The 15,455-nt window shown below is 49.9% G+C and carries 14 protein-coding genes and 1 pseudogene; 9 read left to right on the forward strand and 6 right to left on the reverse strand.

The genetic code is table 11. The features are described from left to right. On the forward strand, positions 1-227 hold a 227-nt coding region (locus tag E1189_RS25335), incomplete at its 5' end, for a hypothetical protein (RefSeq protein ID WP_230460249.1). Here E1189_RS25335 and E1189_RS07525 read toward each other — a convergent pair. From E1189_RS07525 to E1189_RS07540, 4 genes are all read right to left on the reverse strand, one after another. After that, positions 214-1,017, reverse strand: coding sequence for an NAD(P)H-binding protein (locus E1189_RS07525; RefSeq protein ID WP_155159417.1), 804 nt, complete (start codon positions 1,015-1,017; stop codon positions 214-216). The two genes, E1189_RS25335 and E1189_RS07525, sit on opposite strands and share 14 nt — an antisense overlap. Continuing rightward, positions 1,014-1,526, reverse strand: coding sequence for a heme utilization cystosolic carrier protein HutX (gene hutX / locus E1189_RS07530; protein ID WP_196221294.1), 513 nt, complete (start codon positions 1,524-1,526; stop codon positions 1,014-1,016). Before hutX ends, E1189_RS07525 begins: the two co-directional genes overlap by 4 nt. Before the next feature lie 22 nt (positions 1,527-1,548). After that, entirely contained in the window at positions 1,549-2,928 is a 1,380-nt protein-coding gene (hutW, locus tag E1189_RS07535) for a heme anaerobic degradation radical SAM methyltransferase ChuW/HutW (RefSeq protein WP_155159419.1), read from the reverse strand. A 61-nt stretch (positions 2,929-2,989) separates the two neighbouring features. Further along, entirely contained in the window at positions 2,990-5,179 is a 2,190-nt protein-coding gene (locus E1189_RS07540; protein ID WP_196221295.1) for a TonB-dependent hemoglobin/transferrin/lactoferrin family receptor, read from the reverse strand. 209 nt (positions 5,180-5,388) lie between these two features. Between E1189_RS07540 and E1189_RS07545 the strand changes: the two genes are divergently transcribed. The 3 genes from E1189_RS07545 to ushA all read left to right on the forward strand — a co-directional run bounded on the left by E1189_RS07545 (position 5,389) and on the right by ushA (position 7,815). Further along, entirely contained in the window at positions 5,389-5,802 is a 414-nt protein-coding gene (locus E1189_RS07545) for a tetratricopeptide repeat protein (protein WP_196221296.1), read from the forward strand. A gap of 35 nt (positions 5,803-5,837) precedes the next feature. Continuing rightward, positions 5,838-6,149 carry a YqcC family protein gene (locus tag E1189_RS07550; RefSeq protein ID WP_329601938.1) on the forward strand — a complete coding sequence of 104 codons (312 nt, stop codon included), beginning with the start codon at positions 5,838-5,840 and terminating at the stop codon, positions 6,147-6,149. Positions 6,150-6,213: 64 nt separating this feature from the next. Beyond that, complete coding sequence (ushA, locus tag E1189_RS07555; protein ID WP_196221297.1) at positions 6,214-7,815, forward strand: bifunctional UDP-sugar hydrolase/5'-nucleotidase UshA; 1,602 nt, start codon at positions 6,214-6,216, stop codon at positions 7,813-7,815. 56 nt (positions 7,816-7,871) lie between these two features. Here the strand turns inward: ushA and E1189_RS07560 are convergent, their stop codons facing one another. Continuing rightward, positions 7,872-8,318: a DUF4124 domain-containing protein gene (locus tag E1189_RS07560; protein ID WP_155159423.1), complete on the reverse strand. Its 447-nt coding sequence runs from the start codon at positions 8,316-8,318 to the stop codon at positions 7,872-7,874. Positions 8,319-8,957: 639 nt separating this feature from the next. Here E1189_RS07560 and E1189_RS07565 point away from each other — a divergent pair. Next, entirely contained in the window at positions 8,958-10,703 is a 1,746-nt protein-coding gene (locus E1189_RS07565) for an acetolactate synthase 3 large subunit (RefSeq protein ID WP_329601939.1), read from the forward strand. Next, positions 10,703-11,194, forward strand: a complete 492-nt coding sequence (gene ilvN, locus E1189_RS07570) for an acetolactate synthase small subunit (protein ID WP_155159424.1) — start codon at positions 10,703-10,705, stop codon at positions 11,192-11,194. The genes E1189_RS07565 and ilvN overlap by 1 nt, the downstream gene beginning before the upstream one ends. Positions 11,195-11,271: 77 nt before the next feature. On the opposite strand, the pseudogene E1189_RS07575 reads toward ilvN, so the two are convergent. Continuing rightward, a pseudogene (locus tag E1189_RS07575) lies at positions 11,272-11,466 on the reverse strand (HTH-type transcriptional activator IlvY); the annotation flags it as partial. Positions 11,467-11,710: 244 nt separating this feature from the next. Here E1189_RS07575 and E1189_RS07580 point away from each other — a divergent pair. The 3 genes from E1189_RS07580 to pssA all read left to right on the forward strand — a co-directional run bounded on the left by E1189_RS07580 (position 11,711) and on the right by pssA (position 14,976). Continuing rightward, the gene (locus E1189_RS07580; protein WP_155159425.1) at positions 11,711-12,847 is read left to right on the forward strand and encodes a hypothetical protein; all 1,137 of its coding nucleotides are present in this window, start codon (positions 11,711-11,713) and stop codon (positions 12,845-12,847) included. Positions 12,848-12,993: 146 nt separating this feature from the next. Then, a complete protein-coding gene (gene ilvC / locus E1189_RS07585; protein WP_155159426.1) occupies positions 12,994-14,010 on the forward strand; it encodes a ketol-acid reductoisomerase in 1,017 nt (338 codons plus the stop codon). 141 nt (positions 14,011-14,151) lie between these two features. Continuing rightward, positions 14,152-14,976, forward strand: a complete 825-nt coding sequence (pssA, locus tag E1189_RS07590; protein ID WP_155159427.1) for a CDP-diacylglycerol--serine O-phosphatidyltransferase — start codon at positions 14,152-14,154, stop codon at positions 14,974-14,976. Positions 14,977-15,455 lie beyond the last annotated feature (479 nt).

The raw sequence follows: 15,455 nt of genomic DNA on the forward strand, positions 1-15,455 counted from the left end.
GGAGCGTAGCCCGCTACGTGACCAGAGTTGGAGTCTTTCTCCCGTCTTTCTGTAAGGTGAACCGCGTAATCCAGGTTTGGGAGGAGAGGGTACTTATGTCGCTGTCGTTTATTGAAGGCTCTCAGCCCCGTCAAAGCGCCTCCTGTGCGGTGAACTTACCGGTAAGAGGCGCGCTTGACTGGTTTAAGAGCCTGTGGGAATGGCAAACGTCACTCAAAGAGCTTTGAGTGGATCAGGGTGCCTGAAGGTGTAGTCCAGCTTAGCCTGTAGCTTGTCACAATTTACGATGCGATAAGGCTTTGGCTCATCGGTGAACTGTGGCGCTGGTATGCCTGCCTTCTCGCTGGCGAGGGTGTAAAACTCTCGTCGGCTGGGATGAAGCGGGGCGCACAGGTTGAATACCTCTCCGCACACATCCTGCTCAATCAGCTGACGAATCACACCGGCCACATCTTCCTGGTGAATCATGTTCACCGGTGCATCGGCACCCGCCATTGGTCGTCCGGAGAAGTACGCGGCAGCGTTATGACCTTCGCCCATCAATCCGGCCAAACGAAGAATTGTTACAGCTTCAGGGTTTGCGGAGCGCAGGGCGTTTTCAGCATCCAGCCAGTCCAGTCCCATAAAGGCAGACTTTTGGGAATCCACATCCTCCTCTGTGACTTCATTGTTAGACAGTGGGTAGATAAATGTGGCACCTGTGAGAATCACCTGTTTGATGCCCGCTTTTTTAGCAGCCTTTGAAATAGCCGACAGTTGGTCGTTATAGGTGTAACCGCTGTCGCGTCCCGGTGGTGTGAGACACACCACCAAAGCATCTGCATCCAGAAGGTTGTCCAGTTCACCCTCAGGCTTCGGTGTGAAAGTCAGCTTCACCGGCTCGATGCCCAGCAACTGCAGTTGATGGAAACGTTCATGGCAGGTTGTTGAACCTTTCACGGCATAACCGGCCTGGGCGAGCTCCTTGCCCAGCGTCATACCTACACGTCCACAACCGAGTATGCTGACGCGTTTCATGCCGCTTCTCCTGCTTTGTCTTTGGCTAGAGCTTCCAGAGCTTCAAACTGTTCCAGTTGCTCGGCGAGGAAGGTTTTGTCCTTGTTGCGACGCAGGTAAACTTTGAATACCGGGTGGCCTTCGTTGCTGAAGAACTGAATGGATTTGGTGGGAACCCCGTGGAAAGGCTTGGTGACCAGAGCAATCGTGCCGATGCCTTCCATTTTCAGGTGACCTTTCAGTGGCGTGCGCTTGTCGCTCATGTTGTAGTAGCCGAACTTGTAACCGCCTTTCGGGAAAGGAGTCACCATCTCAAAGATAGAACCCTGAACGTCCAGTACCAGCATGATGTCGCCAAAGTCGCGCAGGCGGGTGTACACATCTTCCAGTGGGGTGTTCTCCAGCAGAGTGACCATCTCTTCTGGCATGTTGCGGATGACGGTGCCTTCTGCAACGTTCAGCTTCATAGCTGCTTCGGCTGGAGTCTGGGAAGGGTTTTCTGCAAACAGCTCAGCAATTTTCTGTTTCATATCCATAGTCTTTACTCCGCTATTAAGCTGCGTTCTTGTTTAAAAAAGGGTAACGCTCGAGGTAATTGTTCAGGGCCTGGTTCATGGTGACGTTCCAGAACTGCCCTGCCAGTGTCAGGTCGAGGGTGTTGTTATTCAAAGTGGCAAGGCCGTTGTCCTGCCAGGCTTCAAAGAGTGGACGACAGTGGGCTGACAGACTTTCGCCTGCGGCCTCATCCAGAGCTGCCAGATTCAGAGTGCCGAGATCAAAACCGCCACCCAATACGTTGCTGACTGCACGGTTTGGGTCAGCCGTCATCATCGCCATAATTGGTTTTTGGCCAGCGTTCACCATGGCGTAGTAAGGCTCAAGGGAGCGATGCAGCATAATGCTGTGGCCGTCTACCTTGCCGCCAGCGCCACAGCCGAAGGGAATCATCTCTGTTCCGGCTTTGGTGAAGTGGTTGTAGATATTGCGCTCACGGGCCACACCGTCGGCATCCGGGCGACCCCAGTGGCTGACGCTTAAACGATCCCAGCCATTGGCGATCATGGTTTCCACACCCATCTTGAACAGACCAGCTTTGAACGCGGTGTCGCCGGGTGCAGGCATGGAGCCTTTGGCCACAGACTGCGCCATACGAGTGCCGCCCATCATAATCAGCTGGTACAGATCAACACCGTGGATGTTGGATTGATTGATCAGGTCGAGATCAGTCATCCAGTGTTCTTCGGTCTGCCAGGGCAGGCCGTAAATCAGGTCGACGACGGTGGATGTGTTGTCCTGCTGGCTCAGATGCTCAAGACGTTCCTGCAAAAAGTCCTGGGGATCAATACGGCTCATCTTGCGACGAATAAAGGTATCGAAGGTCTGCAAACCCAGAGAGAAACGGTTGAAACCGGCTTCACGGCAGGCTGCGATCTTTTCATCGTCCAGCCCGTTAAAGCGGGTTTCAAAGGTCATCTCTACATCATCTGCCAAAGGCAAATGAGTGCGGATAGCCTGCCCGAGTCTGCGAATCTGATCGGCAGATAAATCGGTTGGTGTGCCGCCACCAAAATACACGGCATTGAGTGGCTTGCTTTGAACCCACTCACCTTTGCCGGTTTGTTCGATTTCCTTTTCCAGATGGCTGACGAACTTTTCAATTTCAGCTTCTTTGGACGTGTTCTGAAAGAAACCACAGTAAGAGCAGTGGGTGCGGCAGAAAGGAATGTGGAAATACGCCAGTCGCTTCTTTTCCTGCTCTTCTTTTGTCAGCTCAGAAGCCAGAATGGTATTCCAGGTGCTCTGCGCCTGTTCAGGAGAAAAAGGTTTGCTGTTGCCACCACGGGCATGGGCACTTTTTTTCGCTGCAAAGGCGTGTCGTAACGGGTCCGGGCAGCTGAGACCTGTGAGGTCAGTGTCGAGTTCTATCTTCATAGTATTAAGTCACGCCGGGCGTACAGAGTACGGCCGGCGTGCCACCTTTATGCTGGTAAATTTAGAATACGTAAGTGGCTGAGACGGATACGTTACGGCCAGGTTGGGTGTAACGATCCAGACCTTGCTGGTCAGTGGTCATGCCTCTTACATCGTCCCAGAGGGTGTATTTCTTATCGGTTACGTTGAACAGGCCTGCGCGCAGGGTGAGGTCTTCAACGGGCTTGTAGTAAGTGGTCATGTCGACAACACCGTAACCTGCAGGGGTAAACTGTTTTTTACCCTGACGGAGTCCACTTTCATCAATATCGGATTTGCTTTTGCCCTTCACCAAGGTCAGTGCTACATCACCACCCCATGTTTCTGATGGAGCGTCATAGCCAAGGCCTATTACCGCTTTCAGTGGAGCTACGCTGTTCAGAGGTTTGTTGTTTGCTGTGTCCTTACCTTTGGCGTAAGAAAGAGAGCCTTTCAGACTGGTACCTTCGGGAGCATTGATGGCGCTGTCCAGCCAGAGCTCACCACGCAACTCCAAGCCTTTAATTTCGGCTTTGTTGACGTTCTGATAGCTGGATATTCCATCTGGAAAGCTGGAGTTAGATCGGTCTGTTACAGAATCAATGAAGTTGTCGTACTTGTTGTAGAAGCTTGTTACCTCATAACTACCAAGGCTTCCATCACCCCTAAGGCCAATTTCGTAGGAGTCGCTTTCTTCCGGTTTAAGGTTGGGGTTAGGAATAGCTTTGTACGTGCCCCCATTCCTGTAGAAGTACATTTCATAGAAACCGGGGTTCTTGAACCCTTGGCTGTATTGCGCAAACAGGTTGAGGTTTTCGGTCAGTTTGTAAACCGTTCCAAGGCGGCCTGTTACTTTGCTGTTTGTGACATCAGTGACATCCTGACTGTTGAATGTATGGTTACCGGAAGGGTTGTATTCGTAGCGATCGTAGCGAAGTCCTGGCGTTACTGTCAGTCTGTCAGTAACCTGGATTTCGTCCTGCACGAACAACCCGTACTTTTTGGCGTCAACCTTGGGGATGTAGTTTTCTTTGGTTACGGTGTTATCCGCCAGATCAATGGTTGTGTTGTTGTTTTGGGTGTCTGTGCGGGATGCACTAAAACCGTAAACCACGTTGTGCTCAAGGCCTGCTAGGGAGAATGCTTTCTCAAGTTGGGTGCTCAGACTTAAGCTGTTTTCTGTATAGCTGTAATCCTTTATACGATCATTGTATGTAAATGAGACTCCTGGCCTCATGGTGAGTACATAAGCTGGCATGAACGTGTTCTGACTTTTTTCAGTTTTCTGCCAATCCAGATTCCACTTCACCAAGTCAGCGAATGCGCTATTGAGGTCCCATTCATGGAAAATACCCACGCGGGTACGTTCAGATTCATCTGAGGCTGACGCGTTGTGTGGAGCACCATTGTTGTAGAGATCCATAGATTTCAGTTTTGAATCACTTTTGCTGTTCAGGTGTTCGACTGTAAGGCCCACACGGTGAGAGTCGTTTATCTGATACTGAACCTTTGCGAGAATATTATTGCTGCGATTGTCGTTTGGGTTGACCTTACCACGGTCGGGGCCATAAACATTCGAGCCTTCATAGTTTTTGGTTTCGTGAGCATCACGGCGTGTGTATACAACCATGGTATCCAGATCACCGGAGCGATTGGCCGCTGTGAAAGTGTTAGTGAAACCTTTATCTACGCTGGAGTAGGCTGATTTAATAGATGCATGGCTATCATCACCTTCGGCCTTGAGATAATCCGCTGGATTTTTGGTGATATAAGCAACAGTACCACCGATTGCATCACTACCATAAAGGCTTGAAGAGGGTCCTTTCACAACTTCGATAGCTTTCAGGGAGTCAATATCAATGAAGTTACGCTGAGAGCTGATAAATCCATACCCAGGATCAAACTGCTGGGATTGATCAATACCATCTACCATGATCTTTACACGATTGGCATCCATGCCTCGGATATTGAATCCTTCACTTCCGCCTCGCTGGTTTGTTCCAACTTCAATACCTGGCTCGTAACGCATCATATCTTTGATGTTACGGGCCATTTCACGATCAAGCTGCTCACTGTCTTTTACGGACACACTGCCCGCCACATCCTTAATCTGCTTCTCCGTACGGGTCGCAGTTACGGTCACCTGATCAAGCATAGTTGTAGGCGTTTCAGCAGCCCATGCAGCTGTTGTTGCCATCACAGAAACAGCAAGGAGTGTGGGACGGAAGTTCATGTGTGTGTCCTGACGTATCATCAATTTTGTGATGGCGAATATACAGATGTAAATGAGAATGGTTATTGATTGATGTCAAATAAGAATCATTCCCATTCTTGTTTTTGATCAAGAATTGAATGCCAAAGCGTACTTTTCGGGTGTTGAGGTGGGGTTTTATGTCATCATTCGCCTTGGTCTATCTGAATGTGCAGTAAGTGACGAAAGGAATGTTGAAGAAGTTTTTGGCTTTGTTGGTTTTGTCATCGGCTCTGGCGGGGTGCTCCACATCCTTTGTAAAAATGCCGTTGGGCGATGAGCAGGTGGTGTCCTATGAATATCTGGAGCAGGCCACATCTCTGGGGCGCCCCAGTGCAACCAGTCAGCTATTAAGAGAAGGGCGGAAAGCCTGGCAGGCTGGCAATACTGCGGAAAGTCTGCAGAAGCTTGGCCGTGCTCTGCGTATCTCACCGGATGATGGATTGGTTTATTTCTACCTTGCCAGTGTACGGGAGAGTCACGGTGATATTGAACTGGCTCGCTCTCTGGCGCAGCGTGGATTGTTCTTTTCCTCCGAGTCAGTGTTGCGGGATGAGCTGGAACGCATGATTCAGCGCTTGAACGATGAGCCGGCTTCGGAGTAATGTGCCCGTCTTTTCCAATCCGAGAGTAAAGAGTTGTGAGCGCGGACGTTTCTGCCCTGTTGATTGATCTGGAAGGTGTATTGAGAGCGGAAGGACATTGGGCAGGTATGCCTCCCAGTGTGGAAGCGCTCTCAAGCCCCGAGCCGTTTTGTGTAGATACGCTGGATTTCACCCAGTGGCTACAGTGGATTTATATTCCCCGCCTGCGCGCGATTCTTGACCAGAAGGGCGCGCTGCCATCCGGTTCCCAGATTCAGCCCTATGCCGAAGAGGCGTTTGCTGCCAAACGTATTGATGGTACACGGCTGCTGCCTATTATTGCCCGCCTTGATGCAGCAATGGCCTAACGATATAAGCTCATCGTCTAAAATTGCGAAACTGCTTCTAATACGGGTTTCCCGGAGGTTGGTTATGCAGTCTCGCTTTTCTCTTCGTAATATCTTTATTCTGGTGCTGACAGCGTTTTTTCTTGTCGCATGCCAAATGCCGTCAAAGCAGATGTCGAGTGATAGCAAGACTTATCACTTAACGGTACTCAACACCAACGACAACCACGGCCACTTCTGGAGAAACAGCCAGGGCGAAGGTGGTATGGCTGCCCGCAAAACCCTGATCGACAAGATTCGTGGTGAAGTGGTTAAAAAAGGTGGTGCGGTTATCGTGCTGTCTGGCGGGGATATTAATACTGGTACGCCGACGTCTGACATGCTGGATGCACTGCCAGACATTAAAGGTATGAACCTGATTGGTTATACGGCTTCTGCCGTGGGTAACCATGAGTTTGATAACCCTTTGCCGCTGCTCATGCAGCAGGTCCAGTGGGCCAATTTCCCTTTTCTTGCTGCGAACATATACGACAAGAGAACAAATAAACGACTATTCAAACCTTATATTGTTGTTGATGCGGGTGGCTTGCGTGTTGCCATCATTGGGCTGACGACACTGGATACTGTGCAGACATCCAATCCGGAAGTGACACGAGGGCTGACGTTTACTGACCCAGTGAAGGAAGCCAAAGCCCTGATGCCCGAGATGCGCAAAAAGTCCGATATCGTGATTGCGGCTACACACCTTGGCTGGTATTTCCGGGGTAACTACGGCATTAACGCCCCGGGAGATGTGAATCTGGCAAGAAAAGTTGATGGTATTGATATTATTGCAGGCGGCCATTCCCAAGACCCTCTGTTTCGCCCGGATATCATCAATTCCACTTACATCATGCAGGCCTTTGAGTGGGGTAAATATGTAGGGCGTTCTGACTTTATTTATCGGGATGGCATCCTGAAAATGACGGACTATGAGCTGATTCCCGTCAACCTCAAAGAGAAGGTTGTGCGCAACGGGAAGAGTGAGTATGTCAATATCGGGCCAGTTATCACCGAGAATAAGGAGATGCTTGAACTGCTTGAGCCCTATCAGAAAAAAGGTGATGAGATGCTGAGCGTGGTTGTCGGCAAGGTGGATAAACGCCTGCCCGGCGAGCGTGCAGAAGTTCGTTTCCATCCAACAGCCCTTGGTAATTTGATTGCAGAAGCCCAAAGGGAACGGGCGAAAGCAGATCTGGCTGTTCTGAATGGCGGCGGTATCCGCACCAGCATTCCTGCCGGGCCAATCACTTATCGTACGGTACTTACTGTGCAGCCTTTTGGTAATCAGGTGGCCTACATAGAGCTGAATGGGCGCGATCTCAAAAACTATATGCAGGTGGTGGGCAGTATGCCTCCCGATAGCGGTGCGTTCGCTCACTTTGCCAATGTCGCCATGGTGATGGAAGGAGGAAAACTGAAACTACTGGCTGTTGGTGGCAATCTCGTGAACGACGACAAAATGTACCGCATGGCTGTAAACAGTTTCTCTGCGTCCGGTGGTGATGGTTATCCACAGCTCGACAATAAGCCCAATTATGTCAATACCGGCTATATCGATGGTGAGGTATTGAAGGACTATATAAAGAAGAACTCACCTATTAAGGTGAATGACTATGCCCCTCAAGGAGAGATAAAGCGACATTGAACGTATAAAAAGTGCTGATGAAGAGGAATTCATCAGCACTTTTTATGTAGCGAAAATCAGTTGACGCAGTATTCCTGAATGCCTTCATCGGCCCGCTGCAGCTGTTGCAGCTTTTCTTCATAGGTCAGCGTTCTTACGTTGCCATTTTCATCTCTCATCTGAATACGATGGTTGTTGAGCAGCCGCTCTTTGTTTTCAGTAGCCCTGTTGCAAGCTTCTCTCTGCTGCTCTGCAAGCCGATTTAGCTGTTCATTATACTTATCCATATCTTCTTGAACTGTTGATTCTGAAGCTGGCTTTGTAGAGGCAGGGCTCTCTGCCTGTAATGGCGCTTTATTGCGAGGGGATTTGATTTCAGAAAACTCTGTTCCCTGTGGTGGCGGTTGTTTGCCAAAGTGAACGGTGCCATCGCTGTCCGTCCATTTATAGATTGTGGCGTGCGCCGCGAAACTGAATCCGGCAGACACTACAGCTGCGAGTAAAAGAGCGGTGGCTGTTTTCATTTCTGTACCCGTTGTATGCACTGGGCATAATCATTTTTATTTCTATTGACCGGTACTGTACATGGATATGCCATGAGCTTGAAGGGCAGGGCTATTGACTCACCGGTGTGTAACGTCAACAATGAGCCGGAGCACACAGAATAGAGCCTTTTTAAGGCTCAAGTGCCTACTAAGTACCCGGACCATTGCTTTCGCATAGTCTGACGGCGTATTTTTCCGCTCTTGCTGCGTCACAACTCTGGTCACGTAGCGGGCTACGCTCCCGACGTTGTTCCTTGAAGAGCGAAAAAATTCACTCGCCACCATTATGCGAAAGCAATGGTCCGGGTACTTAAGAAGAGTGTTTTTATAGAAGAACTGGGAGCATCAATCGCAAACAGTCTTCCGCTTCGGGATTATTTCTATCCGCCCTGCCCGAAGCCATTCCTGAAGGCAGCATCTGCATGGGGATGTATAAGCTGGCACAAACCGGCGAACCATAAAAAGAACCAGGATCTGGTAGAGTCAGCCTGAGTGCCTGCGGCACAACTGGCGTTTTATCGGATACGTACTAACAATGCAACCGGGAGTTCTGAAAGCTCACTCCAAGCTTGGCATGGTGAGTCTTGAACAGGTTGTCCAATAAATAATGGTGGTTCCGTGACTGAGGGTAAGCAAGTCGAACTTCTGTCCGGTGCGGATATGGTTGTAAGGGCGCTCGCTGATGAGGGCGTTGAATACATTTATGGTTATCCCGGCGGTGCACTTCTGCACGTTTACGATGCCATTTTCCGCCAGGACAAAATCACACATATACTGGTTCGCCATGAGCAGGCGGCCACTCACATGGCTGACGGCTATGCGCGTTCCAGCGGCAAGGCAGGCGTTGCACTTGTCACATCCGGCCCGGGGGCAACAAACACCATTACCGGTATTGCAACGGCCTATATGGATTCCATTCCTATGGTTGTGCTATCTGGTCAGGTGCCTTCTCGATTTATTGGCACGGATATGTTTCAGGAAACCGATATGGTGGGTATCTCCCGGCCCATTGTGAAACACAGTTTCCTTGTTAAACGTGCGGAAGATATTCCGGAAGTGATCAAGAAAGCCTTCTATATTGCACAAACCGGCCGTCCTGGCCCGGTTGTGGTCGATTTACCAAAAGATATTACTGATCTCACCAAGAAGTTCCCTTATGAATACCCCGGGAAGGTGAAGATTCGTTCCTACAATCCGCCCCAAAAAGGCCACACCGGCCAGATTCGTAAGGCGGTCGACCTGCTGATGAAAGCCCGTCGACCGATAATTTATGCCGGTGGCGGTGTTGTACTGGGAGATGCGTCTGATCAGCTGACCAGGCTGGCGAAGCAGACCGGCGTTCCCGTTACCAATACTCTGATGGGCTTGGGCAGTTACCCCGGCACCGATGATCAGTTCGTCGGCATGCTGGGAATGCATGGCAGTTACACCGCCAACCTTGCCATGCACCACAGTGATCTGGTGTTGGCGGTGGGTGTTCGGTTTGATGATCGGGTAACCAACAGTACCAGCAAGTTCTGTCCAACGGCCAAGATTGTTCATGTGGATATTGACCCGGCCAGTATCGCCAAAACTGTTCCGGTTGATGTGCCTATCGTGGGGCCGGTGCTGAGTGTGTTGAAAGAGATGAATGATCTCGCAGTAGCCTCAGCCGGTGCGCAGGATAAAGAAGCGCTGAGTAACTGGTGGAAACAGATCAACGAATGGCGGAGCGGGCAAGGTGGCTTGTTCCCCTACGAAACGGCTGAAGGAATTATCAAGCCCCAGCAGGTTGTTCAGGCCTTATATGAAGTGACCAAAAACGACGATGCCTACATAACCACCGACGTAGGTCAGCACCAGATGTTTGCTGCCCAGCACTATCTGTTTAATAAACCAAACCGCTGGATTACATCGGGTGGCCTGGGAACCATGGGCTTTGGTTTACCCGCAGCCATGGGAGTAAAACTTCACAATCCAGATGCAACAGTTGCCTGTGTCACGGGGGAAGGCAGTATCCAGATGAATATTCAGGAGTTGTCCACCTGTCGTCAGTATGATCTGGGTGTAAAGGTGATTAATCTGAATAATCAGGCGCTGGGTATGGTGCGCCAGTGGCAGACCATGCAGTACAGCAGCCGCTACTCCCACTCTTATATGGAATCACTGCCGGACTTTAAAAAGCTGGTGGAAGCCTATGGGCATGTCGGCATCACGGTTACCGAGGCGAAGGATTTGATGCCCGCAATGGAAGAGGCATTCTCCCTGAAAGATCGCCTTGTATTCCTGGATGTGGCGGTGGATACCAATGAGCATGTTTATCCCATGCAGATTAAGGATGGTTCCATGCGTGATATGTGGCTGACCAAGACGGAGCGTACCTGATGCGGCGTATTATTTCTGTACTCGTTGAAAACGAACCGGGCGCTCTGTCTCGTATTGTCGGCCTGTTTGCCCAGCGGAACTACAACATTGAGAGCCTGACTGTGGCACCCACGGAGGATGAAACATTGTCTCGTCTGACCGTGGTGACTGATGGTAAGCCAGAAACCATTGAGCAAATCACCAAGCAGCTGAACAAGCTGATTGATGTGGTGAAGCTGGTGGATCTTACCGAAGGTGCTCACATTGAACGTGAGTTGATGCTGATTAAGGTGAAAGCTCATGGTGCCCTGCGGGCGGAAATCAAGCGTACCGCTGATATCTTCCGTGGCCAGATTGTGGATGTCACCAGTGGCGTTTACACCGTCCAGCTCACGGGTACCGGTGAAAAGCTGGATGCCTTTATTGATGCGGTGGGAGAGTCCACGGTATTGGAAGTGGTGCGCAGTGGGGTGACCGGTATTGCCCGGGGTGAAAAGGTTCTGAGCCTTTAAAACGCACCTGAACAGGAAGCCGCTCTTTGCTTATGTGGCAGGAGCGGTTTTTTATAGTTTGAAAGTCCATGATCGAGCTGACTCCAGAATGCTTTGATAAGTGGATTCTTGAGCTTCTTCTCCTGCACGCATAAGCCCACGTCATAGGGTTTTAACTCCAGCTTCACATCCAGGATTTGCACTTTGTCCGCCAGCGGACTGTTTTCCAGAACAATCAGGGAAACCACTCCCAGCCCCAGGCTCACCATGCTTACAATCGCCTCATTCCCTGCCTCGCTGCCGGGCCACGCGTTTCAGAAAGGGCAAGAAAGTGTTTGAGAGGGCGGAAGTCCATAGGGGGTGAGGCCCTCCAGTTTCTTCGTGATTATTGGAACGTTGGGGGAATTATGACCCGAGGAGCTCTCAGGAATCCAGATACTCTCTGGCTTGTCGATACCTGACCTGAAGAACCATTAAGGGGGTGTTCCGATGATAGAGTATTGCAAACGTTGGGCGTGTGTAATTGGATTGTGGCTAATGACTGGTGGTCTTTCTTATGCAGAACAGCAGTATTCCGTGCCTCCGCAGCCAGATAACTATATTCGTGACCTCATAGAGGAAAAGGTTGATTTGATTCTCAGGAATCTGCCCGATCAAGAGATGGCCAGGCTACTAAAGCTTTATCGGGAACAGCTGGTTCTCGAGATTATGGGAGCCTGCGAAGAGGTAGATTGCCAACCGGGACATTTAACCTTTGAGGAGGCTATTGAGGCCATTCTTAAGTGGCAAAAAGTGAATCTGGATGGGCAAGTTCTCAATGCTGAGGAAAGTGCCATGCTGGTGCAGGATAACAGCCTTGCGTTGCTTTCTCCCATGATGCCCGGCGTGCGAGATGAGTGTGCCGAGCTTATAGAGGGGGAGGTTTCCATGGAGTACGGTTTCTATAAGGAACGAAAGGTGCAGGTTTTCGTCAATCGTCCGCAGGCTCGGCAGAAGTTAGGGCCGGTCGTGTTTTTCTGGCATGGTTCCAATGAAGATTGGCGCCAGATCTACCGGGTATTGGGAGAGCGGATGATTCGTGAAATTACCCGTCAGGGCGGTGTAGTGTTCGCCCCCTTCGCAGGCTCTCCTTCTGTTATGCCCTGGCATGTGCTGAATCCTGCACTGGTATGGAAGCATAATGATTTCCAATTAGCTGATCAGCTGGTTGCCTGTGCTGAAGAGCAGTTTAACATTGATGACCGGCGTATTTATTCCATGGGCTTCGGCGCGGGTGGTTTTCAAAGTGCTGCCATGGGGCGGATGCGATCGAACTATATTGCAGGCATTGTCAGTTATTCTGGAGGGCAGCTGCCGTGGTTTAAACAGCTGCCAACGGGCTCTGAAAATAATTTTTATTCAGCCTTTATAACCTATGGCACCCAGGGAAAAGATAAGGTAGCTCTGGTGGACTTTGCCGGTACCAGTAAGGCACTGGTTAGGTACTTGAAGGGGCGTGGATTTCATAAGGGCATAGAGTGCAATCAGGAGCGGGGGCATACCATGCCGGATGCAACTATGCAGGAAGGTTGGCGCTACATCAGTCAGGTTTTTTACAGGCGTATGTCTGAGGCTGTTGTTGAATTAGGCAGGCCCGCGACTTTTGATGTGCGTACGGGAATCCATTGCCACTAACCTCTGTTTCCTGAAGCGAAATATAGTCTTTCAAATTTATCATTTTACGAAACAGGTTTACCTCGTTATGGTTGTCTCCAGCGGAACATTTTGAGCTATAAGAAATACATCAAAAGAAGCGTGAGTGTCGCTCAGGAGTTAGTATTATGCAGGTTTACTACGATAAAAATTGTGATCTTTCCATTATCCAGAGCAAGAAGGTCGCTATTATCGGTTATGGCTCTCAGGGGCATGCTCATGCCAATAACCTGAAAGACTCGGGAGTAGATATCACAGTCGGTCTGCGTTCCGGCTCATCTTCTGTTGCTAAAGCCGAAGCCTCCGGCCTGAAAGTAAAGAATGTAGCTGATGCCGTGGCTGAAGCTGATGTGGTCATGATCCTGACCCCTGATGAGTTCCAGTCCCAGCTTTATAAGGCAGAAATTGAACCTAACTTGAAGCAGGGCGCTACTCTGGCGTTTGCCCACGGTTTTGCCATTCACTATAACCAGATTATTCCACGTGCTGATATCGATGTGATCATGATTGCTCCCAAGGCTCCAGGTCATACCGTACGTTCGGAGTTTGTGAAAGGCGGCGGTATTCCTGATCTGATTGCTGTTTTCCAGAACGTATCCGGCAAGGCAAAAGAGCTGGCACTGTCTTACGCGTCAGGTATGGGCGGTGGTCGTTCCGGCATTATCGAAACCACATTCAAAGATGAAACAGAAACCGATTTGTTTGGTGAGCAGGCTGTACTCTGCGGAGGTGCGGTTGAACTGGTTAAAGCGGGTTTCGAAACTCTGACCGAAGCCGGCTATGCACCGGAAATGGCTTACTTCGAGTGTCTGCACGAACTCAAGCTGATTGTTGACCTGATGTACGAAGGCGGCATCGCCAACATGAACTACTCCATCTCCAACAATGCAGAGTATGGTGAGTATGTAACTGGCCCGGAAGTGATTAACGAAGAGTCCCGTCAGGCCATGCGTAATGCCCTCAAGCGTATCCAGAACGGCGAATATGCCAAGATGTTCATCACAGAAGGTGCCATGAACTACCCATCCATGACAGCTCATCGCCGTAACAACGCTGCTCACCCTATCGAGCAGGTGGGTGGACGCCTGCGTGAGATGATGCCCTGGATTGCGGCTAACAAGATTGTTGATAAAGAAAAGAACTAACCTTTTCGGAAGGGGCAAAAGCCCCTTCCTTCTCCTGCCTGATTTGCTCCCTGTAAAAAGCCAAAAGAATCTTCGCTGCTATGGTATGTAGATGATTTTCGGCTCATCCTTATAGAAAGATAAAAAAGGCGGTTAACAATAATGGATGAGAAACAAGATAAGCCTGAAACTTCTTCAGTTGATGGACTCCTGCCCGTCGATGAACATATAGAAGAAGTGGCAGAAGGTGGATATAAAGTTCAGCGCCGGGGGGTATATCTTCTTCCTAATCTTCTAACAACTGGCGCCTTGTTCTGTGGGTTTTACGCCATTGTCAGTGTGACGGCAGATCAGCCCGACTTCAGCGCAGCAGCCATCGCTATTTTTGTAGCCATGATTCTTGATGGAATGGATGGTCGGGTTGCTCGCCTTATCAATGCCCAAAGCAAATTTGGTGCAGAGTACGATAGCCTTTCCGATATGGTCTCCTTCGGTGTTGCGCCGGCACTGGTTGTCTTCAGCTGGGCTTTGGGAGGATTAGGTAAAATCGGATGGATGGTGGCCTTTATCTATGCCGCCTGTGCTGCGTTGCGCCTTGCCCGATTTAATGCCATGGCCGATACGGCGGATAAACGCTACTTCACAGGATTAAACAGCCCGAGTGCAGCCGCACTGGTTGCCGGTTTGGTGTGGTCGTTCAGTGATTTTGGCGTAGATGGAAGTTCTATTGCCATTGCGCTGCTGGCAGCATTGATCACTGGATTGGCTGGCATAATGATGATCAGCAACTTCCGTTATCACAGTTTTAAGCAACTCGACTTACGCGGCCGGGTGCCATTTATTTTCATCATTGCACTGGTCTTGGTTTTTGCGGTCGTATTTATCGATCCGCCAAGAGTGTTGTTTATTGTGTTCTTGGCCTATGCTTGCTCTGGCCCTGTGATGAGTATTTTTAATACCGAGCAGCAGCCAGCTGTGCGCGGATAGTGTGTAGTTCTTCCCTTTTATAGGCATCTTTCTCGTCTAGTTGATAAAGAGTGTCTATACCTGAAGACTTTGAGTGCATGGTTCGGAATACCGCCTATTGACGAATGCAGCGATGGCCGTATAATTCGCCGCCTCTCTGTTGAGCAGTGCAGAAGCAATGCTTATAGGGAGATAAGGTGAGTGCAAATAGCGACCGACGGTCAACAATGTTTAAGTAAAACTTAAATGTTAATTGACACAACGTCACAACGCTGTAAAATGCGCTCCTCGTTGTCACCGGCTAAGCCAAACGGCAACACTTGTTAGGCATTTCTTGGTTGTTCAATTTCACTGGAATTAACAAAAAAGAATCACTTGACACCTGCAGGCGCCACGGTAGAATGGCTGCCTCGCTGAAGCGACTAACGAATCACTTCTTAAGAGCTTCAGCAATCCTCTTCGCAAAATGAGATGAAGAGTGATCTTTAACAAAGAATTCA

This window comes from Parendozoicomonas verongulae, assembly GCF_009711465.1.
GTDB classification, from domain to species: domain Bacteria; phylum Pseudomonadota; class Gammaproteobacteria; order Pseudomonadales; family Endozoicomonadaceae; genus Sansalvadorimonas; species Sansalvadorimonas verongulae.